A 20,091-nucleotide genomic window follows, 5' to 3' on the forward strand; every position below is an offset into this window, starting at 1 on the left:
CAGCGGCGGGGCGATTTCGTGTGGACACGCATTGACGCGCATGTTCGGTTGTGGTTACTTGTGTGTGGTTCTGTTTGAAGTGAGTGTTGCGGTGCGAGGAGCCCCGAGTGAAGAAGACGTCCACCCGGCTCGCCGACGGGCGTGAGCTGATCTATTACGACTCGCGCGGACGACACCGTCCGCGACGCCGTCGACCCGCGGCCGCTCGACCCCATCTCCACCACCTCAGAGATCCGCCACGACGCCCTGCTCGGCGACTCCGTCGCCATCGCCTCCCACCGGCAGGGCCGCACCTACCACCCGCCGGCCGACGAGTGCCCGCTGTGCCCCTCGCGCGACGGCCGGCACAGCGAGATCCCGGGGGACGACTACGACGTCGTCGTCTTCGAGAATCGTTTCCCCTCGCTCGCCGGCGACTCCGGCCGCTGCGAGGTCGTCTGCTTCACCGCCGACCACGACGCCTCGTTCGCCGACCTCACCCCCGAACAGGCCGGGCTCGTCCTGGAGGCGTGGACCGACCGCACCGCCGAGCTGGCCGAACACCCCCATATCGAGCAGGTGTTCTGCTTCGAGAACCGGGGCGCCGAGATCGGCGTCACCCTCGGCCACCCGCACGGCCAGATCTACGGCTACCCCTTCACCACCCCGCGCACGGCCCTGATGCTCCGCTCGCTCGACGCGCACGCGGAGCGCACCGGCGGCCGCAACCTCTTCGACGACCTCGTCGAACGCGAGCGCACCGAGGGCGAGCGCGTCGTCCTCGCCACCGACCACTGGACCGCGTTCGTCCCGTACGCCGCCCACTGGCCGTACGAGGTGCACCTCTACCCGACGCGGCGCGTGCCCGACCTGCGCGCCCTCGACGACGCGGCGCGCACAGAGTTCCCACAGGTCTACCTGGAACTGTTGAGACGCTTCGACCGGATCTTCGGGCAGGGTGAGCCGCCCACGCCGTACATCGCCGCCTGGCACCAGGCGCCGTTCGGCGACCCGCGGCGCGACGCGTTCGCACTGCACCTGGAGCTTTTCACCATCCGCCGCACGTCCGGCAAGCTGAAGTTCCTCGCGGGCTCCGAGTCCGGTATGAGCGTGTTCATCAACGACGTGCCGCCGGAGGCCGCGGCCCGGCGACTGCGAGAGGTAGCGAGCGCATCATGAAGTACCTGGTGACCGGCGGCGCCGGATATGTCGGCAGTGTCGTCGCGGCCCACCTCGTCGAGGCCGGCCACGAGGTGACCGTGCTCGACGACCTGTCGACCGGGTTCCGCGCGGCCGTGCCCGACGGCGCGGCCTTCGTCGAGGGCCGCATCCAGGACGCCGCGCGCTTCCTCGACGCCTCCTACGACGGCGTCCTGCACTTCGCCGCGTTCTCGCAGGTCGGCGAGTCCGTCGCCAAGCCGGAGAAGTACTGGGAGAACAACGTCGGCGGCACGATGGCGCTGCTCGCCGCCATGCGCGGCGCGGGCGTGCGCCGGCTGGTGTTCTCGTCGACCGCCGCGACCTACGGCGAGCCCGTCTCCACGCCCATCACGGAGACCGACCCGACGGCGCCCACCAGCCCCTACGGCGCCTCCAAGCTCGCCGTCGACCACATGATCAGCGGCGAGGCCGCCGCCCACGGGCTGTCGGCCGTGTCCCTGCGGTACTTCAACGTGGCCGGCGCGTACGGCCGTTACGGCGAGCGCCACGACCCCGAGTCGCACCTCGTCCCGCTGGTCCTCCAGGTCGCCCTCGGCAGGCGCGCGTCCATCTCCGTGTACGGCGACGACTACCCGACGCCCGACGGCACGTGTGTACGCGACTACATCCACGTCGCCGACCTCGCCGAGGCGCATCTGCTTGCCATGGACGCGATGGCGAACGGCACGGTCGCCGAGGGGGAGCACCTGATCTGCAACCTCGGCAACGGCAGCGGCTTCACGGTCCGCGAGGTCGTCGAGACCGTGCGGAAGGTGAGCCGGTCACCCGGTGCCGAGGTCGTCGCCGGCCGCCGGCCGGGCGACCCCGCCGTGCTGGTGGCCTCCGCCGCCACCGCACAGGAGCGGCTGGGCTGGCTGCCCTCACGGGCGGACCTGGCGGGGATCGTCGCGGACGCCTGGGCGTTCGCGCAGGCGCGAGAGACAGGGGCAGGGGAATGAACGACCCGGGGACACGACCCTCCGGTACGACGGCGGAGGCGGCCGCGGAGCAGGTCGCCGCGGACTTCCACGCGCTGTACGGGGCGGTGCCCGAAGGCGTCTGGGCGGCGCCCGGACGGGTCAACCTCATCGGCGAGTACACCGACTTCAACGACGGCCTCGTCATGCCGCTGGCCCTCCCGCACGCCGCGGTCGCCGCCGTGTCGCGGCGCGACGACGGCCGGCTGCGGATCCACTCGGCGGAGGCCGCCGCCACCGGCCAGGGCGTCGTCCAGCTGGACGTCACCACCCTGAGCCCCGGCTCCGACACCGGCTGGGCCGCCTACCCGGCGGGCGTGGTGTGGGCCCTGCGCGAGGCGGGCCACGCGGTGACCGGCGCGGACGTCCACCTGTCCTCCACGGTGCCGACGGGCGCCGGCCTGTCCTCGTCGGCAGCGCTGGAGGTCGTCACCGCCCTCGCCCTGAACGACCTGTACGGGCTCGGCCTGACCGGGGCGGAGCTGGCGGTCCTCGCCCAGCGCGCCGAGAACGCGTTCGTGGGCGTCCCCTGCGGCGTGATGGACCAGATGGCCTCCGCCTGCTGCACCGAGGGCCACGCCCTGCACCTCGACGCCCGCGACCTGACCCGCCGTCAGGTGCCGTTCGACCTGGCGGCCGAGGGACTGCGGCTGCTCGTCGTGGACACCCGCGTGAAGCACGCGCTCGGCGACGGCGCGTACGCGCAGCGGCGCGCCGGCTGCGAAGCCGGTGCGCGGGCACTCGGTGTACGGACCCTGCGCGACGTCCCGTACGAGCGCCTGGACGACGCGCTGGCGCGCCTGGACGATCCGACGGTCCGCGCCTACGTACGGCACGTGGTCTCCGACAACCAGCGCGTCGAGCGGACCATGGCGCTGCTCGACGCCGGTGACGTCCGGGCGGTCGGCGCCGTGCTGACGGACGGCCACGCCTCGCTCCGCGACGACCTGCGCGTCTCGTGCCCCGAGCTGGACCTGGTGGTTTCGGCGGCGGTCGGGGCGGGCGCGCTGGGCGCCCGGATGACCGGCGGCGGCTTCGGCGGCTCGGCGATCGTCCTGACCGACGCCGGGCTCGCGGACAAGGTGGCCACGGCCGTGGAGGAGGCCTTCGTCCAGGAGGGCTACCCCGAGCCCCGCGTCTTCACCGCGGTGCCGTCGGCGGGGGCGCGCCGCCTGCGCTGAGGGGCGCGCACGGGCATCCGGGGGCGCGTCCAGGGGCGGGAAGTGATCTTGGATCGTCGTTTTCCGCCCCGTAACGACACAGGCGGCACACCGGAAACACCCTGGTCGGTCAGTTCTGCAAATCGGCAACGGCCCCCCGCCGTCCCGCCGTACGCTGAGTGAAGCATCGGTGGGGGCCGATGCTGATCAGGGGGCGAGACAGTCGGGTACGACGCCCGGGGTGGGGTAGCAGTCACTGCACGGCGGCGGCCGTGCGCCCAGTGAGTCTGCCTCGATCCCGGGCGCCGTACCCGCGGCCGGTCCGCTTCCTCGACACATGGGGGTGTCAGTGGTCCGTATCCGGGTTCTGGTGGTGGACGACCACCGCATCTTCGCCGAGTCGCTCGCCGCGGCACTCGCGGCGGAGCCCGACGTGGACGTCGCCGCGGCCGGGAGCGGCCCCGCCGCGCTGCGCTGCCTGGAACGGGCGGCCGCGGAGGGCCGCAGGTTCGACGTGCTGCTCGTCGACGCCGACCTCGGCGCGGCCGCCGCGCCCACGGTCGCGCGGGTCGTGCCGGACGGCGGCGCCGACGGCATCGTCGACGGCATCTCCCTGGTGGCCGGGGTGCGCCAGGGCCAGCCCGCCGTGCGCACGGTCGTGCTCGCCGAGAAGGACGACCCGCGCAGGGCCGCGCTCGCGCTCCAGGCCGGGGCGTCCGGATGGGTGGCCAAGGACTGCTCGCTCCAGCGGCTCCTCGCGGTCATCCGCGGGGTGCTGCGCGACGAGACCCATCTGGCGCCCGCCCTGCTGACCGGGGTGCTGCGGGAGCTGACGGCCGCACGCAAGCACCGCACCGAGAGCGAGCGGCTGGTCGAGTCGCTGACGCCGCGCGAGCGGGAGGTGCTGCGCTGCATGGTCGCGGGCCTGGGGCGCAAGGCGGTGGCCGAGCGGCTGTTCCTGTCCCCGCACACGGTGCGTACGCACATGCAGAACGTGCTGGGCAAGCTGGGCGTGCACTCGACGCTGGCGGCGGTCGCCCTGGCGCGCCGGGCCGGGGTGGGCCCGGCCGAGTCAGCCGGGGATGTTGTCGAACGGGGCGGTCAGCTGGCGTAGCAGCGCCGCCAGCTCGCCGCGCTGGGCCCGGGACAGCTCGGCCAGGATGGCCCGCTCCTGGTCCAGCAGCCCGGCGAGCGCCTGATCGGCGCGGTCGCGCCCCTCGGCGGTGAGCCGGACGAGGACGCCGCGCCGGTCGGTGGGGTCGGGAAGCCGCTCGACGAGGCCCTTCTTGGCGAGGCGGTCGATGCGGTTCGTCATGGTGCCGGACGTGACCAGCGTCTGGGTGAGCAGCTGGCCGGGGGAGAGCTGGTAGGGCGCGCCCGCGCGGCGCAGCGACGTGAGGACGTCGAACTCCCACGGCTCCAGGTTGTGCTCGGAGAAGGCGAGCCGGCGCGCACGGTCGAGGTGGCGGGCCAGCCGGGAGACGCGGCTGAGCACCTCGAGCGGTTCCACGTCGAGGTCAGGGCGCTCGCGGCGCCATGCAGCGACCAGACGGTCGACCTCGTCCTCCATGACGATCAGTGTAGGGGATCTGTCGATGTGAAGTCTCTTGATGTCAAGATATGCGATTCCGGACGATTGAGCGGGCCCGGGGTGGAGCAACGTTCCGCTTAGGTATCTCGTACCAGCGAGGGGGATTGAACGTGCATTCCGCACCCATCTGGGATCCACAGCAGTACCTGCACCACTCCAGCCATCGCACCCGACCGTTTCTCGACCTGCTCGCCCGCATCCCCGAACTGCCGGCCGCCAAGGAGGGCCGGCCCGCCCGCATCGCCGACATCGGCTGCGGCCCGGGCAACGTCACCGCGCTGCTCGCCGAACGCTGGCCCGACGCACACATCACCGGCTTCGACCTCTCCCGCGAGATGCTGGAGCTGGCCGACAAAGAACACGCCGGCACCACCCCGGGCGGCGGCTGGCTCGACTTCCGCCGCGCCGACGCCGCCCACTGGACCCCCGACGAACCGTACGACCTGATCGTCTCCAACGCGGCGCTGCAATGGGTGCCCAACCACCCCGAGTCGTTCCCCATCTGGCTCGACGGGCTCACCACCGGCGGCACCCTCGCCTTCCAGGTGCCCGCCAATTTCACCTCACCCAGCCACGCCCTGCTCGGCGAGCTGTGCGAGACCCCGCAGTGGCGCCCCCGCCTCGCCGACCAGGGCCGCCGCTTCGTCCACATCCTCGACGCGACCGACTACCTCGGCCGCCTCACCGACCTCGGCTGCACGGCCGACGTGTGGGAGACCGTCTACTCCCAGCTCCTCCAGGGCGAGGACCCCGTCCTCGACTGGGTCAAGGGCACCGCCCTGCGGCCCGTCCTCACCGCCCTCGAAGGGGACGACGAGGCGGTCGCCGAGTTCCTGTCCCAATACCGCGACCTGCTCCGCAAGGCCTACCCACCGGGCCCCCACGGCACGGTGTTCCCCTTCCGCCGCATCTTCGCCATCGCCCACAAGGAGTACTGATGCCCCTCACCGCCGACCCCGTCCCGTACCGGCCCGAGTTACCCGAGCACCGCGTGTGACGCCCGGCTTACCGGACGGCCCCGACGAGAAGGGGCGCCCTCGCCCCACGGCGACGGCGCCCCTTCCCCCGTAACGGCGCTCAGCTCTTGCGGTGCCCTATCAGCCGCGGCTTGGGCTCCAGGCCGTCCAGGCCGTGCCACGCCAGGTTCACCAGATGCGCGGCCACCTCCGCCTTCTTCGGCTTGCGCACGTCCAGCCACCACTGGCCGGTCAGCGCCACCATGCCCACCAGCGCCTGCGCGTACAGCGGCGCCAGCTTCGGGTCGAAGCCGCGGGCCTTGAACTCCAGGCCCAGGATGTCCTCCACCTGCGTGGCGATGTCCGAGATCAACGAGGCGAACGTGCCCGTCGACTGCGCGACCGGCGAATCCCGCACCAGGATCCGGAACCCGTCCGTGTACGTCTCGATGTAGTCCAGCAGCGCGAACGCGGCCTGCTCCAGCAGCTCCCGCGGATGCCCGGCCGTCAGCGCCCCGGTCACCATGTCCAGGAGCTGACGCATCTCCCGGTCCACCACGACCGCGTACAGCCCCTCCTTGCCGCCGAAGTGCTCGTACACCACCGGCTTGGAGACGCCGGCCTTCGCCGCGATCTCCTCCACCGACGTGCCCTCGAAGCCCCGCTCGGCGAACAGCGTCCGGCCGATGTCGAGCAGCTGCTGACGCCGCTCCGCACCCGTCATCCGGACCCTGCGGCCGCGCCTCGGTTTCTCGCTGCTACTACTGCCGTCGATCGCCACGCCGTCCATCATGCCGCGTTCGCGGACCGCTCCTGGCGCCGGGCTTCGATCCGGGCCTCCGTCGGCCAGCGCACGTCGTACGCCCAGCCCAGCTTCTCGAACCAGCGGATCAACCGGGCACTGGAGTCGATCTGCCCCCTCATCACACCGTGCCGGGCGCTCGTCGGGTCCGCGTGGTGCAGGTTGTGCCAGGACTCGCCGCACGACAGGACCGCCAGCCACCACACGTTGCCCGACCGGTCCCGCGACTTGAACGGGCGCTTGCCCACCGCGTGGCAGATCGAGTTGATCGACCACGTCACATGGTGCAGCAGCGCGACCCGCACCAGCGAACCCCAGAAGAACGCCGTGAACGCGCCCCACCACGACATCGTCACCAGACCGCCGATCACCGGCGGGATCAGCAGCGACACCACCGTCCACAGCACGAACTGGCGGGAGATCCGGCGGATCGCCGAGTCCTTGATCAGATCCGGCGCGTACTTGTGCTGCGGCGTCTGCTCCTCGTCGAACATCCAGCCGATGTGCGCCCACCACAACCCCTTCAGCAGGGCCGGAACGGTCTCCCCGTACCGCCACGGCGAGTGCGGGTCGCCCTCCGCGTCGGAGAACTTGTGGTGCTTGCGGTGATCCGCCACCCAGCGCACCAGCGGCCCTTCGACCGCCAGCGAACCCATGATCGCCAGCGCGATCCGCAGCGGCCGCTTCGCCTTGAACGAACCATGCGTGAAGTAGCGGTGGAAGCCGATCGTGATCCCGTGGCAGCCGATGAAGTACATCGCTGTCAGCAGCACCAGATCCAGCCAGCTCACCCCCCACCCCCACGCCAGCGGCACCGCCGCCAGCAGGGCGAGGAACGGCACCGTGATGAACAGGAGCAGCGTGATCTGCTCGATCGATCGCTTGTTGTCCCCGCCGAGCGTGGCGGACGGCAGGTCTTCGGCGGTGTGCTCGAGCACCTCGGGGCTTGTGGTCATGAGGTCCCCTGGGGGGTGAGGAAAACAACGGGAGAGTCGTGGCTACGGTTCCGTAACCTACGGCGACGTAAGTATGGCAGCGAGCGGGCACGCGGCAAGAGGGCTGACCGCCGGGTCCCCCGGGAGGACACATATCCTGGGTGCCGTCGGACAGCGCGGTCCGCAGCTTCCCTCGGAATGGCCCCCGGGGCCTGCCTGGCGAAACCCGCAGGGCGTTCGAAGGGTCATCCCCGGGACACCACAGCAGTACCCCTCCAGACGTGCTCATCACTGCAAGGAGCCGCACCTGTGAGCAGTGCCGACCAGAATCCCTCCGCCAGCGCAGAGCTGCGCGCCGACATCCGCCGACTGGGTGACCTGCTGGGCGAGACGCTCGTACGGCAGGAAGGCCAGGAGCTCCTCGAGCTGGTCGAGAAGGTCCGCAGGCTGACCCGCGAGGACGGCGAGGCCGCCGCCGAGCTGCTCGGCGACACCGACCTCGAGACCGCCGCCCGGCTGGTCCGTGCCTTCTCGACGTACTTCCACCTCGCCAACGTCACCGAGCAGGTCCACCGCGGCCGCGAGATGCGCGAGAAGCGCGCCGCCGAGGGCGGCCTGCTGGCCCGTACGGCCGACATGCTCAAGGACGGCGACCCCCAGCACGTCCGCGAGACGGTCAAGCACCTCAACGTGCGCCCCGTCTTCACCGCCCACCCCACCGAGGCCGCCCGCCGCTCCGTCCTGAACAAGCTGCGCCGGATCGCCGCACTCCTCGACGAGCCCGTCACGCCCGCCGACCGCCGCCGCCACGACCTGCGGCTCGCCGAGAACATCGACCTCATCTGGCAGACCGACGAACTGCGCGTCGTCCGCCCCGAACCCGCCGACGAGGCCCGCAACGCCATCTACTACCTGGACGAACTGCACGCCGGCGCCGTCGGCGACGTCCTGGAGGACCTGGCCGCCGAGCTGCAGCGCGTCGGCATCGAGCTGCCCCCCGGCACCCGCCCCCTCACCTTCGGCACCTGGATCGGCGGCGACCGCGACGGCAACCCCAACGTGACGCCCGCCGTCACCTGGGAGGTGCTGATCCTCCAGCACGAGCACGGCCTCAACGACGCCATCGACATGATCGACGAGCTGCGCGGCCTGCTCTCGAACTCCATCCGGTACGCCGGCGCCACCGAGGAACTGCTCGACTCCCTCCAGCGCGACCTGGACCGGCTCCCCGAGATCAGCCCCCGCTACAAGCGGCTCAACGCCGAGGAGCCCTACCGCCTCAAGGCCACCTGCATCCGGCAGAAGCTGGAGAACACCCGCGAGCGCCTCGCCAAGGGCACCCCGCACCAGGAGGGCCGCGACTACCTCGGCACCGCCGAGCTGCTCCACGACCTCACCCTCATCCAGACGTCCCTGCGCGAGCACCGCGGCGGCCTCCTCGCCGACGGACACCTGGACCGCACCATCCGCACCCTGGCCGCGTTCGGCCTCCAGCTCGCCACCATGGACGTCCGCGAGCACGCCGACGCCCACCACCACGCCCTCGGCCAGCTCTTCGACCGGCTCGGCGAGGAATCCTGGCGGTACACCGACATGCCCCGCGAGTACCGGCAGAAGCTCCTCGCCAAGGAGCTGCGCTCCCGCCGCCCCCTCGCCCCCACCCCCGCCCCGCTGGACGCCGCCGGGCAGAAGACCCTCGGCGTCTTCCACACGATCAAGGCCGCCTTCGAACGCTTCGGCCCCGAGGTCATCGAGTCGTACATCATCTCGATGTGCCAGGGCGCCGACGACGTCTTCGCCGCCGCCGTCCTCGCCCGCGAGGCCGGCCTCCTCGACCTCCACGCCGGCTGGGCCAGGATCGGCATCGTCCCGCTCCTGGAGACCACCGACGAGCTGCGCGCCGCCGACGTCATCCTCAACGACATGCTCGCCGACCCCTCCTACCGGCGCCTCGTCGCCCTGCGCGGCGACGTCCAGGAGGTCATGCTCGGCTACTCCGACTCCTCCAAGTTCGGCGGCATCACCACCAGCCAGTGGGAGATCCACCGCGCCCAGCGCCGGCTGCGCGACGTCGCCCACCGCTACGGCGTGCGCCTCCGCCTCTTCCACGGCCGCGGCGGCACCGTCGGCCGCGGCGGCGGCCCCTCGCACGACGCGATCCTCGCCCAGCCCTGGGGCACCCTGGAGGGCGAGATCAAGGTCACCGAACAGGGCGAGGTCATCTCCGACAAGTACCTGATCCCGTCGCTGGCCCGGGAGAACCTGGAACTCACCGTCGCCGCCACACTCCAGGCGTCCGCCCTCCACACCGCCCCTCGCCAGACCCACGAGGCCCTGGCCCGCTGGGACGCCGCGATGGACACCGTCTCGGAGTCCGCCCACACGGCGTACCGCCGGCTCGTCGAGGACCCGGACCTCCCCGCGTACTTCTTCGCCTCCACCCCCGTCGACCAGCTCGCCGAGCTGCACCTGGGCTCCCGCCCCTCCCGCCGCCCCGACTCCGGCGCCGGCCTGGACGGCCTGCGGGCCATCCCGTGGGTGTTCGGCTGGACCCAGTCCCGGCAGATCGTGCCCGGCTGGTACGGCGTCGGCTCCGGCCTCAGGGCACTGCGGGACGCCGGACTCGACGACGTCCTCGGCGAGATGTACGAGAAGTGGCACTTCTTCCGCAACTTCCTCTCCAACGTGGAGATGACCCTCGCCAAGACCGACCTGCGGATCGCCCGCCACTACGTGGACACCCTGGTCCCGCAGGAGCTGCGGCACGTCTTCGAGACCATCGAGGCCGAGCACGCCCTGACCGTCGAGCAGGTCCTGCGCATCACCGGCGAGCGGGAGCTGCTGGACGCGCAGCCCGTACTGCGGCAGACGTTCGCGATCCGCGACGCCTACCTGGACCCGATCTCCTACCTCCAGGTCGCCCTGCTGAAGCGGCAACGCGACGCGGCCGACGCCGGCGAGCCCGCCGACCCGCTGCTCGCCCGCGCCCTGCTGCTCACGGTCAACGGCGTCGCCGCCGGCCTGCGCAACACCGGCTGATCGCGCACCCCGCACGCGAACGGGCCCCCGCCGGAGCTTCCGGCGGGGGCCCGTCCTATGAGCGGCGGCCTATGAGCGGCTGCCTCAGTGCTGCTGCGTCAGTGCTGCTGGGCCTTGCGGCGGCGCACCACCAGGAACGCGCCACCCGCGACCAGCGCGGCGGCGACACCGGCGAGGGCGCCGACGGGGGCGCTGCTGCCGGTCTCGGCCAGGTCACCGGTCGACGAGCCACCCGTCGACGGCGACGCGGTCGGGGCGGTACCGCCCGGGGTGGCGGAGCCGGTCGGGTTCTCGCTCGGCGTGGCGGACGGGGAGCCCGTCGGCGAACCGGTCGGGTTCTGCGTCGGGGTGGCGGAGCCGGACGGGATGGCGGTCGGCGACTGCGAGGGGCTGGTGCTCGGCGACGGCGAGGTGGTCACCGACGCGGGGCAGGTGTGCGACAGGTTGAACCACTTGACCTCGCCGCCCTTGACCTCGGCGACGGCGGACGTCAGGGTGTCGCCGGCCTCGGAGGAGGCGAAGGCGTGCTTGTCGGACGGCGGGCCGAAGTCGGTGATGACCTGCTCGCCGCCCTTCTCGAACGTGACCGTCAGCTTGACGAAGTCGGTCGTCTTGCCGGGCAGCACGAAGTGCCACCCGTCCTTGTCCGCCGGGATGTCCGCGCAGGTCTTCTCCTTGTCACCGGTCCACGAGGTGGCGGTGAGGGGAAGCTCCTTCTTCTGGTGGAGGTCCACGGTGTACGTGTCGGTGGTCGCGTACGCGGCCGGAGCGAGCAGCAGCGAGCAGGCCGCGGCCGCGACCAGCGCGCCGGTGGTCTTCGTAAGGGTGCGCATGGGCAGTCCAACGTGAGAGGTGACTGAGGCCGTGGGGGGCGGCTCAGCTTCCTGTGACGTGAGCCACCAGTCAAGGGGGATTAGGGGTATCCACTGTCGTATGTGCGGATTGTCCGAACGGGCCTGGATAACGATTGAGCCACATCTCGTTTGGTTGTACGGAAATCCGCATCAGTTCCGCCACATCCGCGCCCACACAGGCCCGGTGACGCCTCGTCACAGCGCCAGGAACGACGCCACCAACAACGCCCCGCCCGCCGTCCCCGTCGCCCACGCCATCCGCGTCCAGCGCAGCCCGCCGCCGATCACCAGGCCCGCCAGGACCAGCGACCCCGCCAGCGGCAGCCAGGCGTGCAGCCCACCCGCCCAGCCCGTACGGACCACCTCACGCGTGTCGGGCTTCACGACGACCTCGTACCGGCGCCCGCCCTCTGGACCGCCACCGACCGGGCGATCGTCATGTCCGTACGCGGCGCGGGCGCCCCCTCGGGGTCGTACCGGCCCGTGCACACGTCCTCCCCGCAGCCGGTCACCGTCATCGTGCCGTGCTCACGCCCCTTCGACAGCAGGACGTGCTGGGCCGTGCCCCAGGACGCCCAGACGCCCGCGACGACCAGCAGCAGGGCGACCAGCGCCATGGCGGCGTTGCGGGCGAACGGAAGGAGAGAAGCCTGGAGTGACGAAGTCCGCTTCTTGGGGCTCATGGGGCGCGATCCTTGGCCATAGGACCACGTCCGGTCAATTCCCGGACGCTCGCCTCAGGAGTTGTACGCGGACTGCGCACGCTCCAGACCCTCCGTGACCAGGCACTCCACGGCATCCGCCGCACGGTCCACGAAGTAGTCCAGCTCCTTGCGCTCCGCCCCCGAGAAATCCTTCAGGACGAAGTCCGCCACCTGCATCCGACCCGGCGGCCGGCCGATCCCGAACCGCAGCCGGTGATAGTCCGGACCCATGGCCTTCGTCATCGACTTCAGCCCGTTGTGCCCGTTGTCACCGCCACCCAGCTTCAGCCGCAGCGTCCCGTAATCGATGTCCAGCTCGTCATGGACCGCCACGATCCGCGCCGTCGGCACCTTGTAGAAGTCACGCAGAGCCACCACCGGCCCGCCCGACAGGTTCATGTACGACATCGGCTTGGCCAGCACCACACGGCACCCGGCCGGCCCGGGAGGCCCCACACGCCCCTCGACGACCTGCGCCTGCGCCTTGCCGTGCCGCTTGAAGTTCCCGCCCATACGGTCAGCGAGGAGGTCGACCACCATGAACCCGACGTTGTGCCGGTTCCCCGCATACCCCGGCCCGGGATTGCCCAGGCCCACGATGAGCCAGGGGGCGCTGGCATCCGTCGTCATGTGCGTCAGTCTCCAAGAACTCCGTAAAGGAAGTGGGGGGCACCTCCCGGCACCCCCCACCACGGCATCATCAGGCCTCGGCGGCCTCTTCGCCCTCACCCTCGGCGGCCGGCTCCTCGGCCTGCGCGGCCAGGACCTGCAGGACGACGGCGTCCTCGTCGACGGCCAGCGACACGCCGTTCGGCAGCGCGATGTCCTTCGCCAGGACGGAGGCGCCGGCCTCCAGACCCTCGACGGAGACCGTGAGCGCCTCGGGGATGTGCGTGGCCTCGGCCTCGACCGGCAGCGCGTTCAGAACGTGCTCCAGCAGGTTGCCACCCGCGGCCAGCTCGCCCTCGGCGTGGACCGGAACCTCGACGGTGACCTTCTCGCCACGCTTGACCAGCAGCAGGTCGACGTGCTCCAGGAAGCCCTTGAGCGCGTCACGCTGCACGGCCTTCGGGATGGCCAGCTCGCTCTTGCCGTCGAAGTCCAGGCCGATCAGGACGTTCGGGGTCTTCAGCGCCATCATCAGGGCGTGACCCGGCAGGGTCAGGTGGACCGGCTCGGAGCCGTGGCCGTACAGAACGCCCGGAACCTCGTTCTCGCGGCGGATGCGGCGGGCGGCACCCTTGCCGAACTCGGTGCGGAGGGACGCGGTGATCTTCACCTCGGACATGAGCACTCCTCGTATGTCTCAGACGGAAATCGGTCGTGGTCACTCGGCCACGACTGGACTGGGCCTGCTACGAAGAGCGCGTCGATAACGGACCGCCGGGTCACCAGGACCACGGCCTCCCTCGCCGAGCAACCTCGCCAGTCTACTCGGCACCACTCGGCACACCCAATTCGATCACCGCACCGCCACACCCAGCGGAAAGGGCCGCCCCCCGACGGGAGACGGCCCCTTCACGATCCTCGGCGCCCGGGATCAGCGCGCGATCACGCCATCTCCTCGAACAGGCTCGTCACCGAACCGTCCTCGAACACCTCACGCACCGCACGCGCGATCGTCGGCGCGATCGACAGCACCGTGATCTTGTCCAGGTCCAGCTCACCCGGCGTCGGCAACGTGTTCGTCAGCACGAACTCGCTCACCTTCGAGTTCTTCAGCCGGTCCGCCGCCGGACCCGACAGGATGCCGTGCGTCGCCGTCACGATCACATCCTCGGCGCCGTGCGCGAACAGCGCCTCCGCGGCCGCGCAGATCGTGCCACCCGTGTCGATCATGTCGTCGACCAGGACACACACCCGGCCCTCGACCTCACCCACGACCTCGTGGACCGTCACCTGATTGGCGACGTCCTTGTCACGCCGCTTGTGCACGATCGCCAGCGGCGCGTCCAGCCGGTCGCACCAGCGGTCCGCCACCCGCACACGACCCGCGTCCGGCGAGACGATCGTCAGCTTCGACCGGTCGACCTTCGAACCCACGTAGTCCGCCAGCACCGGAAGAGCCGTCAGGTGATCCACCGGACCGTCGAAGAAGCCCTGGATCTGGTCCGTGTGCAGATCCACCGTGAGGATGCGGTCCGCACCCGCCGTCTTCAGCAGATCCGCGACCAGACGGGCCGAGATCGGCTCACGACCCTTGTGCTTCTTGTCCTGACGGGCATAGCCGTACGACGGGATGATGACCGTGATGCTCGCAGCGGAAGCCCGCTTCAGAGCGTCGATCATGATCAACTGCTCCATGATCCACTTATTGATCGGAGCCGTGTGGCTCTGGATCAGGAAGCAGTCCGCGCCACGCGCCGACTCCTGGTAACGGACGTAGATCTCACCGTTGGCGAAATCGAAGACCTTCGTCGGCACCAGACCGACACCCAGCTGGTGCGCGACCTCCTCGGCCAGCTCGGGGTGGGCGCGGCCGGAGAAGAGCATCAGCTTCTTCTCGCCGGTCGTCTTGATCCCGGTCACAGCACTGTCTCCTCAGACGTGTTCCCTGGCCGCGTGTCCCGTGTGCCGCGAACCAGCCGAATTTGTGTGCACGTATCACGGTACGCCGAGTCCGGCGTACGTGTTTTCGGTCAGCTTTCGCCGCCGGCCTCTCCCGACGCCGCCGCAGCCGCCTGCGCAGCCGCGCTCCCGGGCCGCTTCCGGGCGACCCAACCCTCGATATTCCGCTGCTGACCACGGGCCACGGCCAGTGAGCCCGGCGGCACGTCCTTGGTGATCACAGAGCCGGCGGCGGTGTAAGCGCCGTCCCCGACCGTGACAGGAGCCACAAACATGTTGTCCGATCCGGTCCGGCAGTGGGACCCGATCGTCGTGTGGTGCTTCTTCTCACCGTCGTAATTCACGAACACACTCGCCGCGCCGATGTTCGAGTGATCGCCGATCGTCGCATCACCCACGTACGACAGATGCGGCACCTTCGTACCCTCGCCGATCGTCGCGTTCTTCGTCTCGACGTACGTACCGATCTTGCCCTTCGCACCCAGACGCGTCCCCGGACGCAGATACGCGTACGGACCCACCGAGGCACCCTCACCCACCACGGCCGAATCCGCCACCGTGTTGTCCACGCGCGCACCCCGACCGACCGACGTGTCCTTCAACCGCGTGTTCGGACCGACCTCGGCGTCCTCCGCGACATGCGTCGCACCCAGCAACTGCGTCCCCGGGTACACCACAGCGTCCCGCTCGAACGTCACCGTCACGTCCACCTGCACCGACGACGGATCCACCACCGTCACACCGGCCATCATCGCCCGCTCCAGCAGCCGCAGGTTCAACAGCGCACGCGCCTCGGCCAGCTGCACCCGGTTGTTGATACCCAGGATCTCCCGGTGGTCGCCCGCCACCGACGCACCCACCCGGTGCCCGGCCTCACGCAGGATCCCCAGCACATCCGTGAGGTACTCCTCACCCTGGCTGTTGTCCGTACGCACCTTCTTCAGCGCCTCCGCGAGCAGCCGCCCGTCGAACGCGAACACACCGGAGTTGATCTCCTTGATGGCCCGCTGCTCATCAGAGGCGTCCTTGTGCTCCACGATCGCCGTCACCGCGCCCGTCCCGGCCTCCCGCACGATCCGGCCGTAGCCCGTCGAGTCCGGGACCTCGGCCGTCAGCACCGTCACGGCATTGCCGTCGGCGGCGTGCGTCGCCGCGAGCGCGCCCAGCGTCTCGCCCGACAGCAGCGGGGTGTCGCCGCACACGACGATCACCGTGCCGTCGATGCTCTCCTGACCCAGCTCCTCCAGCGCCATGCGCACGGCATGACCGGTGCCGTTCTGCTCGTACTGCACGGCGGTGCGGGTGCCCGGGTAGTGCTCCTCCAGGTGCGCGGTCACCTGCTCGCGGGCATGCCCGACAACGACACACAGGTGGTGCGGGTCCAGTTCACGCGCGGCGGAGACGACATGTCCCACGAGGGAACGCCCGCAGATTTCGTGCAGGACCTTGGGGGTCTTCGACTTCATGCGGGTGCCCTCACCCGCGGCGAGGACGACGACGGCGGCCGGGCGGTTGGCGCTCACGGGTATGCCCTTCGGCTTCGGGTGGTGGACATGCGCAGGATACCGGGGGGACGTGGGGCGACCTGGGGGCGGGCTGAGGGGGTGCGGGTTGCGGGCTGCGCCGCACGAAAAAAAGGTCCCGACCCGCAGGTCAGGACCCGAACCATGGAATGTGCTCCGGGGGAGGACTCGAACCCCCATGATCAGAACCAAAATCTGACGTCTTGCCCTTAGACGACCCGGGATGGTGCCTATGTCCGATTTGAGTGATCGGGTGTTGGCGCAGCCCCTACTATGCCGTACCACCAGCCCTCGATGCGACGGTACAGGTCGGCGCTCTGCCGCACCTTGATGGCGAGGCACCCCATGTAGGCCTCGCCGACGTTGGAGCGGACGGTCTTCGGGTTGTGCCTCTTGAGAGTCGTCTTGTGGAACGCGCTCCGGTCCGCCCCGACGAGGTCGGCCCAATAGTCCTCGGCGGCGGGGATGTCGGCCGTTTCATGGATCATCAGGTGGAAGCGGAGTCGCTCGCGTGCCACTCCCAGCATGTCGAGCCATGCCAGAAATACGAGGATCACGTTCGGGTCGCTGTTGACGAAGGTCACGCGCTCTCGCCGGACGTAGGGCTTGTCCTTGGTTCCCTCGGCCCAGTAGAGGGCGATGCCGATCATGAACAGCTCGCGCTCGGGCAGCAATGCTCCTATCTCTGTGCGCGCCGCCTCCTTTGTGCGGCGGCGCTCCTCGTCCCGGATGCGGAGTTTTGCCTCCCAGCCGCGTCTGGCGATGGCCGATGCCTGCTCGCGGCTGCGCTTCCTTTCGGGCTTGGGGAGGTCCCGCACCCACAGCGAGATCGAACTCTTCGAGCAGCCGAGTTCGACCTGGATCTGGTCGTACGTCATGCCCTGGAGTCGCAGCTCGCGGGCGCGGTCGCGGAGGTCGTCCTTGGCGTTGGGGCGCTGCGTCCACTCCGGGGGCGGTTCGCCTTTGACGAGGCGGTTGAGGATCTCGTTGTTGTGGATGCCGAGGCGGTCGCGGATCTGGCGGAGGCTGCAGCCCTGCCTGCGCAGGGCGATCGCCTGCTCGCGCAGGCCCTCGAAGTCGGCGTACTTGCTGAGGGAGGTTGTCATGGCGGCAGCCTCGTCCGGTATGCGGACGATCGGGTCGAAAATCGAGTCGATTCAGTTGTTCGGGGGACATGCGCTCGTTTTGCGGACGCGTGGTCGTTTCCTGTGCTGGGCGACCTTCGCAAGCGGGTGACCGGGCCGCGCCCGTAGGCTGGAACGCATGACCACAACGGGGGCGCACCAGGACGCCGCGGGCACGGTTGCCCGTGGCTGGTGGTGGTGGGGGCGGCGGCGGAGTGCCGTGCTGGATGTGGGGCTGGCCGTGTTGTCGGCCCTGGAGTGTGCGGCCGAGGGGGTGGGCTTCGCCGGGGAGGCGTCGCTGCCCGAGGCGGTGGGGGTGCTGTTCGGGCTGGTCGCCGGGGCGGCGCTGGTGGTGCGGCGGCGGTGGCCGGTTTTCGTCGTGCTCGTGTCGATCGCGATCACGCCCGCCGAGATGGGCTACCTCATGAGTCTGGTGGGCCTGTACACGCTGGCCGCCGCGGAGGTGCCGCGTCGTATCGTCGCGGCTTTGGCGGGGATGTCGCTGGTCGCGGTGCTGATCGTGACGTTCGTGCGGGTCCGGCAGGACGTGGCGGCCGCGGACTTCCAGCCGGGTCCTTGGTACGTGCCGTTGGTGGCGGTGTTCCTGTCGCTGGGGCTGACGGCTCCGCCGGTGCTGTTCGGGCTCTATATAGGAGCCAGGCGTCGGCTCATGGAGAGCTTGCGGGAGCGGGCCGACAGTCTGGAGCAGGAGCTGTCGCTGCTGGCGGACCGGGCGGAGCAGCAGGCGCAGATGGCGCGTACGGAGGAGCGCACCCGGATCGCCCGGGAGATGCACGACGTGGTGGCGCACCGGGTGAGTCTGATGGTCGTGCACGCGGCGGCGTTGCAGGCGGTGGCGTTGAAGGATCCGCAGAAGGCGGTGAGGAACGCGGCGCTGGTCGGGGACATGGGCCGGCAGGCGCTGGCGGAGTTGCGGCAGATGCTGGGTGTGCTGCGGTCGGACGAGCCGGTGGGCCGGTCGGTGGAGGCGCGGTCGGCCGCGCAGGCCGAGTCCGCTGCTGCTGAGCCGCTGGCCGCTGTGGGGCGGGCCGCGGCGGCCGCGGCGCGGGCCGCGGGGGATGGGGCGGGGCCCGGTATCGGGGATGTGGAGGAGTTGGTCGAGCAGTCGCGGGCGGTCGGCACGGTGGTCGATCTGCGGGTGACGGGGGAGGTGCGGTCGTATGCGTCGGAGGTCGAGCAGACCGCGTACCGCGTGGTGCAGGAGGCGCTGACGAACGTGCACAAGCACGCGCCGGGTGCGGAGGTGGTCGTCCGGCTGGCGCACCGGGGTGGTGAGGTGGCGATGCAGGTGGAGAACGGGCCGTCCGGTGTCGGTGCGCCGGACGCGGGTCTGCCGAGCGGTGGCAATGGCTTGGTGGGTATGCGGGAGCGGGTCACGGCCCTGGGCGGTGTTTTCGTCTCGGGTCCGACGGATGCGGGTGGGTTCCGCGTATCGGCGGTTCTGCCGGTGGGGACGGCGGCGGCGTAGGTCGGCGTCGGGCTCGCCCCTGCGCCGGGTGGCCGGCGCCGCCGGGCGCGTGGTCGGCGGTGGCGGAGCCGTGCGGTCCGAAGGCCCGGTCTCAGGGGTTCGTCAGGCGTACGGGGTGGGTGCCGGTGATCAGGGAGGTGAGGGCGTGGTCGATGTCGTGGCCCAGGTACCAGTCGCCCGAGTGGTCCAGGCTGTAGACGCGGCCTTCGCTGTCGATGGCGAGGACGGCCTGGTGGGTGGTTTCGGCGCCCAGTGGTGCGAGTTCCGTCTCCAGTGCGCGGCCGAGGTCGGCGAGGGTGCGGGCCAGGTGGAGTCCGGCGAGGGGGTCGACGAGCAGGGGGGTCGGGGCGATGTGGCGGCCGGGGCCGGGGGAGGTGATGTGCAGGCCGCCGAATTCCGCCCATGCCTCCACGGCGGCGGGGAACACGCTGTGCCGGTGCCCGGCGGGTGAGACGTGGGCGCGCAGGGTGTCGGCCCAGTGCTCGGCCTGCTTGATGTCCCAGCGGCCGGGCTGCCAGCCGGCCTCCCGCAGGGCGGCGTCGACGGCGACGGGGAAGCGGGTGGTGTTCAGGTCGGGCATGTCGGGTGCGGTCAGCCGTTCTGGAGGGTCGGGTCGACGGGGCGTACGCCGAAGTGGGCGAGGAGTGCGGTGCAGGAGCGGCAGGGGGCCGCGTAGCTGCCGTGCAGTGGATCGCCGTCCTCGCGGATGCGGCGGGCGGTGATCTTGGCGTTCCTGAGGGAGCGGCGGGCTTCGCTGTGGGTCAGCGGCTTGCGGCGGGAGCGCTTGGAGCGGCTGTCCTCGGTGGCGGTCAGGTGCCGGGAGAGCAGGATGGCTTCGGGGCAGCGTCCGGTGAAGCGTTCCCGTTGCCCGCTGGTGAGGGTGTCGAGGAAGTCCTGTACGAGGGGGTGAAGGGCGGGCGGCTGGTTGCCGCGGGCCGCGGTGCAGGTGAGTGTCTCGCCGCGTACGGAGAGTGCCGCGCCGACGGTGGGCAGTATGCCGTCGCGGCGGTGGCGCAGTACGGGGGCGCGGTCGGGGGTCGTGCTGCTCCACGAGAGGCGTGGGTCGCCGGTGCCGGCGGTGTGGGCCGGCGTCGTGCCTGGTTGCGCTGCGTGCATGGTGCGTGCTGTCCCCTCTGTGCAATCCCCCCAGTTGCGTGGACAGCCTGCCAAATGGGTGAGCTGATGGGAAA

The 20,091-nt window shown here is 70.8% G+C and carries 17 protein-coding genes, 1 tRNA gene and 2 pseudogenes; 7 read left to right on the top strand and 13 right to left on the bottom strand.

Going from position 1 to position 20,091, the window contains the following annotated elements:
* Window positions 1–107: 107 nt before the first annotated feature.
* From galT to ABEB09_RS19955, 4 genes and pseudogenes are all read left to right on the top strand, one after another.
* A pseudogene (gene galT / locus ABEB09_RS19940) lies at window positions 108–1,158 on the top strand (galactose-1-phosphate uridylyltransferase).
* On the top strand, window positions 1,155–2,138 hold the full coding sequence (gene galE, locus ABEB09_RS19945) for a UDP-glucose 4-epimerase GalE (protein ID WP_345691274.1): 984 nt from the start codon (window positions 1,155–1,157) through the stop codon (window positions 2,136–2,138). The pseudogene galT and the gene galE overlap by 4 nt, the downstream one beginning before the upstream one ends.
* On the top strand, window positions 2,135–3,337 hold the full coding sequence (gene galK, locus ABEB09_RS19950; RefSeq protein ID WP_345691275.1) for a galactokinase: 1,203 nt from the start codon (window positions 2,135–2,137) through the stop codon (window positions 3,335–3,337). The genes galE and galK overlap by 4 nt, the downstream gene beginning before the upstream one ends.
* 316 nt (window positions 3,338–3,653) lie before the next feature.
* Window positions 3,654–4,430 carry a LuxR C-terminal-related transcriptional regulator gene (locus ABEB09_RS19955; RefSeq protein ID WP_345691276.1) on the top strand — a complete coding sequence of 259 codons (777 nt, stop codon included), beginning with the start codon at window positions 3,654–3,656 and terminating at the stop codon, window positions 4,428–4,430.
* Here the strand turns inward: ABEB09_RS19955 and tamR are convergent.
* Window positions 4,389–4,886 carry a MarR family transcriptional regulator TamR gene (gene tamR / locus ABEB09_RS19960; protein ID WP_345691277.1) on the bottom strand — a complete coding sequence of 166 codons (498 nt, stop codon included), beginning with the start codon at window positions 4,884–4,886 and terminating at the stop codon, window positions 4,389–4,391. The genes ABEB09_RS19955 and tamR overlap by 42 nt on opposite strands.
* 131 nt (window positions 4,887–5,017) lie before the next feature.
* Here tamR and ABEB09_RS19965 point away from each other — a divergent pair, with 131 nt between their 5' ends.
* Window positions 5,018–5,845, top strand: coding sequence for a trans-aconitate 2-methyltransferase (locus ABEB09_RS19965; protein ID WP_345691278.1), 828 nt, complete (start codon window positions 5,018–5,020; stop codon window positions 5,843–5,845).
* A gap of 139 nt (window positions 5,846–5,984) precedes the next feature.
* On the opposite strand, the gene ABEB09_RS19970 is transcribed toward ABEB09_RS19965, so the two are convergent.
* Together ABEB09_RS19970 and ABEB09_RS19975 are read right to left on the bottom strand one after the other, a co-directional pair.
* Complete coding sequence (locus ABEB09_RS19970) at window positions 5,985–6,653, bottom strand: TetR family transcriptional regulator (protein ID WP_345694001.1); 669 nt, start codon at window positions 6,651–6,653, stop codon at window positions 5,985–5,987.
* Window positions 6,653–7,621: an acyl-CoA desaturase gene (locus ABEB09_RS19975; protein WP_345691279.1), complete on the bottom strand. Its 969-nt coding sequence runs from the start codon at window positions 7,619–7,621 to the stop codon at window positions 6,653–6,655. The genes ABEB09_RS19970 and ABEB09_RS19975 overlap by 1 nt, the downstream gene beginning before the upstream one ends.
* A 288-nt stretch (window positions 7,622–7,909) precedes the next feature.
* Here ABEB09_RS19975 and ppc point away from each other — a divergent pair, with 288 nt between their 5' ends.
* On the top strand, window positions 7,910–10,639 hold the full coding sequence (gene ppc, locus ABEB09_RS19980) for a phosphoenolpyruvate carboxylase (protein WP_345691280.1): 2,730 nt from the start codon (window positions 7,910–7,912) through the stop codon (window positions 10,637–10,639).
* A gap of 98 nt (window positions 10,640–10,737) precedes the next feature.
* Here the strand turns inward: ppc and ABEB09_RS19985 are convergent, their stop codons facing one another.
* The 8 genes and pseudogenes from ABEB09_RS19985 to ABEB09_RS20020 all read right to left on the bottom strand — a co-directional run bounded on the left by ABEB09_RS19985 (window position 10,738) and on the right by ABEB09_RS20020 (window position 17,394).
* Entirely contained in the window at window positions 10,738–11,472 is a 735-nt protein-coding gene (locus ABEB09_RS19985; RefSeq protein WP_345691281.1) for an LPXTG cell wall anchor domain-containing protein, read from the bottom strand.
* Between the two features lie 216 nt (window positions 11,473–11,688).
* Window positions 11,689–12,176, bottom strand: a pseudogene (locus ABEB09_RS19990) (hypothetical protein).
* A 54-nt stretch (window positions 12,177–12,230) separates the two neighbouring features.
* Window positions 12,231–12,827 carry an aminoacyl-tRNA hydrolase gene (pth, locus tag ABEB09_RS19995; protein WP_345691282.1) on the bottom strand — a complete coding sequence of 199 codons (597 nt, stop codon included), beginning with the start codon at window positions 12,825–12,827 and terminating at the stop codon, window positions 12,231–12,233.
* Between the two features lie 70 nt (window positions 12,828–12,897).
* Entirely contained in the window at window positions 12,898–13,485 is a 588-nt protein-coding gene (locus ABEB09_RS20000) for a 50S ribosomal protein L25/general stress protein Ctc (RefSeq protein ID WP_345691283.1), read from the bottom strand.
* Between the two features lie 263 nt (window positions 13,486–13,748).
* A complete protein-coding gene (locus tag ABEB09_RS20005; RefSeq protein WP_345691284.1) occupies window positions 13,749–14,726 on the bottom strand; it encodes a ribose-phosphate diphosphokinase in 978 nt (325 codons plus the stop codon).
* A gap of 110 nt (window positions 14,727–14,836) precedes the next feature.
* Window positions 14,837–16,288, bottom strand: a complete 1,452-nt coding sequence (gene glmU / locus ABEB09_RS20010; protein WP_345694002.1) for a bifunctional UDP-N-acetylglucosamine diphosphorylase/glucosamine-1-phosphate N-acetyltransferase GlmU — start codon at window positions 16,286–16,288, stop codon at window positions 14,837–14,839.
* A 152-nt stretch (window positions 16,289–16,440) separates the two neighbouring features.
* Window positions 16,441–16,511 (bottom strand) — tRNA-Gln (locus ABEB09_RS20015).
* Between the two features lie 7 nt (window positions 16,512–16,518).
* Window positions 16,519–17,394 (bottom strand): hypothetical protein, encoded by an 876-nt coding sequence (locus tag ABEB09_RS20020; RefSeq protein ID WP_345691285.1) that lies wholly within the window; start codon window positions 17,392–17,394, stop codon window positions 16,519–16,521.
* Between the two features lie 157 nt (window positions 17,395–17,551).
* On the opposite strand from ABEB09_RS20020, the gene ABEB09_RS20025 reads away from it, so the two are divergent.
* Window positions 17,552–18,901, top strand: a complete 1,350-nt coding sequence (locus ABEB09_RS20025) for a sensor histidine kinase (protein WP_345691286.1) — start codon at window positions 17,552–17,554, stop codon at window positions 18,899–18,901.
* A 91-nt stretch (window positions 18,902–18,992) separates the two neighbouring features.
* Here the strand turns inward: ABEB09_RS20025 and ABEB09_RS20030 are convergent, their stop codons facing one another.
* Together ABEB09_RS20030 and ABEB09_RS20035 are read right to left on the bottom strand one after the other, a co-directional pair.
* A complete protein-coding gene (locus ABEB09_RS20030) occupies window positions 18,993–19,481 on the bottom strand; it encodes an SUKH-3 domain-containing protein (RefSeq protein ID WP_345691287.1) in 489 nt (162 codons plus the stop codon).
* An 11-nt stretch (window positions 19,482–19,492) separates the two neighbouring features.
* On the bottom strand, window positions 19,493–20,017 hold the full coding sequence (locus ABEB09_RS20035; RefSeq protein WP_345691288.1) for a YwqJ-related putative deaminase: 525 nt from the start codon (window positions 20,015–20,017) through the stop codon (window positions 19,493–19,495).
* Between the last annotated feature and the right edge of the window lie 74 nt (window positions 20,018–20,091).

This window comes from Streptomyces coeruleoprunus, assembly GCF_039542925.1.
Lineage (GTDB): Bacteria > Actinomycetota > Actinomycetes > Streptomycetales > Streptomycetaceae > Streptomyces > Streptomyces coeruleoprunus.

What these genes read in the sequence shown, in the direction of transcription:
- galE (WP_345691274.1), top strand. Translation starts at nt 1,155, where the DNA reads ATGAAGTACCTGGTGACCGGCGGCGCCGGATATGTCGGCAGTGTCGTC.
- galK (WP_345691275.1), top strand. Translation starts at nt 2,135, where the DNA reads ATGAACGACCCGGGGACACGACCCTCCGGTACGACGGCGGAGGCGGCC.
- ABEB09_RS19955 (WP_345691276.1), top strand. Translation starts at nt 3,654, where the DNA reads ATGGGGGTGTCAGTGGTCCGTATCCGGGTTCTGGTGGTGGACGACCAC.
- tamR (WP_345691277.1), bottom strand. Translation starts at nt 4,886, where the DNA reads ATGGAGGACGAGGTCGACCGTCTGGTCGCTGCATGGCGCCGCGAGCGC.
- ABEB09_RS19970 (WP_345694001.1), bottom strand. Translation starts at nt 6,653, where the DNA reads ATGGACGGCGTGGCGATCGACGGCAGTAGTAGCAGCGAGAAACCGAGG.
- ABEB09_RS19975 (WP_345691279.1), bottom strand. Translation starts at nt 7,621, where the DNA reads ATGACCACAAGCCCCGAGGTGCTCGAGCACACCGCCGAAGACCTGCCG.
- ABEB09_RS19985 (WP_345691281.1), bottom strand. Translation starts at nt 11,472, where the DNA reads ATGCGCACCCTTACGAAGACCACCGGCGCGCTGGTCGCGGCCGCGGCC.
- pth (WP_345691282.1), bottom strand. Translation starts at nt 12,827, where the DNA reads ATGACGACGGATGCCAGCGCCCCCTGGCTCATCGTGGGCCTGGGCAAT.
- ABEB09_RS20000 (WP_345691283.1), bottom strand. Translation starts at nt 13,485, where the DNA reads ATGTCCGAGGTGAAGATCACCGCGTCCCTCCGCACCGAGTTCGGCAAG.
- ABEB09_RS20020 (WP_345691285.1), bottom strand. Translation starts at nt 17,394, where the DNA reads ATGACAACCTCCCTCAGCAAGTACGCCGACTTCGAGGGCCTGCGCGAG.
- ABEB09_RS20025 (WP_345691286.1), top strand. Translation starts at nt 17,552, where the DNA reads ATGACCACAACGGGGGCGCACCAGGACGCCGCGGGCACGGTTGCCCGT.
- ABEB09_RS20030 (WP_345691287.1), bottom strand. Translation starts at nt 19,481, where the DNA reads ATGCCCGACCTGAACACCACCCGCTTCCCCGTCGCCGTCGACGCCGCC.
- ABEB09_RS20035 (WP_345691288.1), bottom strand. Translation starts at nt 20,017, where the DNA reads ATGCACGCAGCGCAACCAGGCACGACGCCGGCCCACACCGCCGGCACC.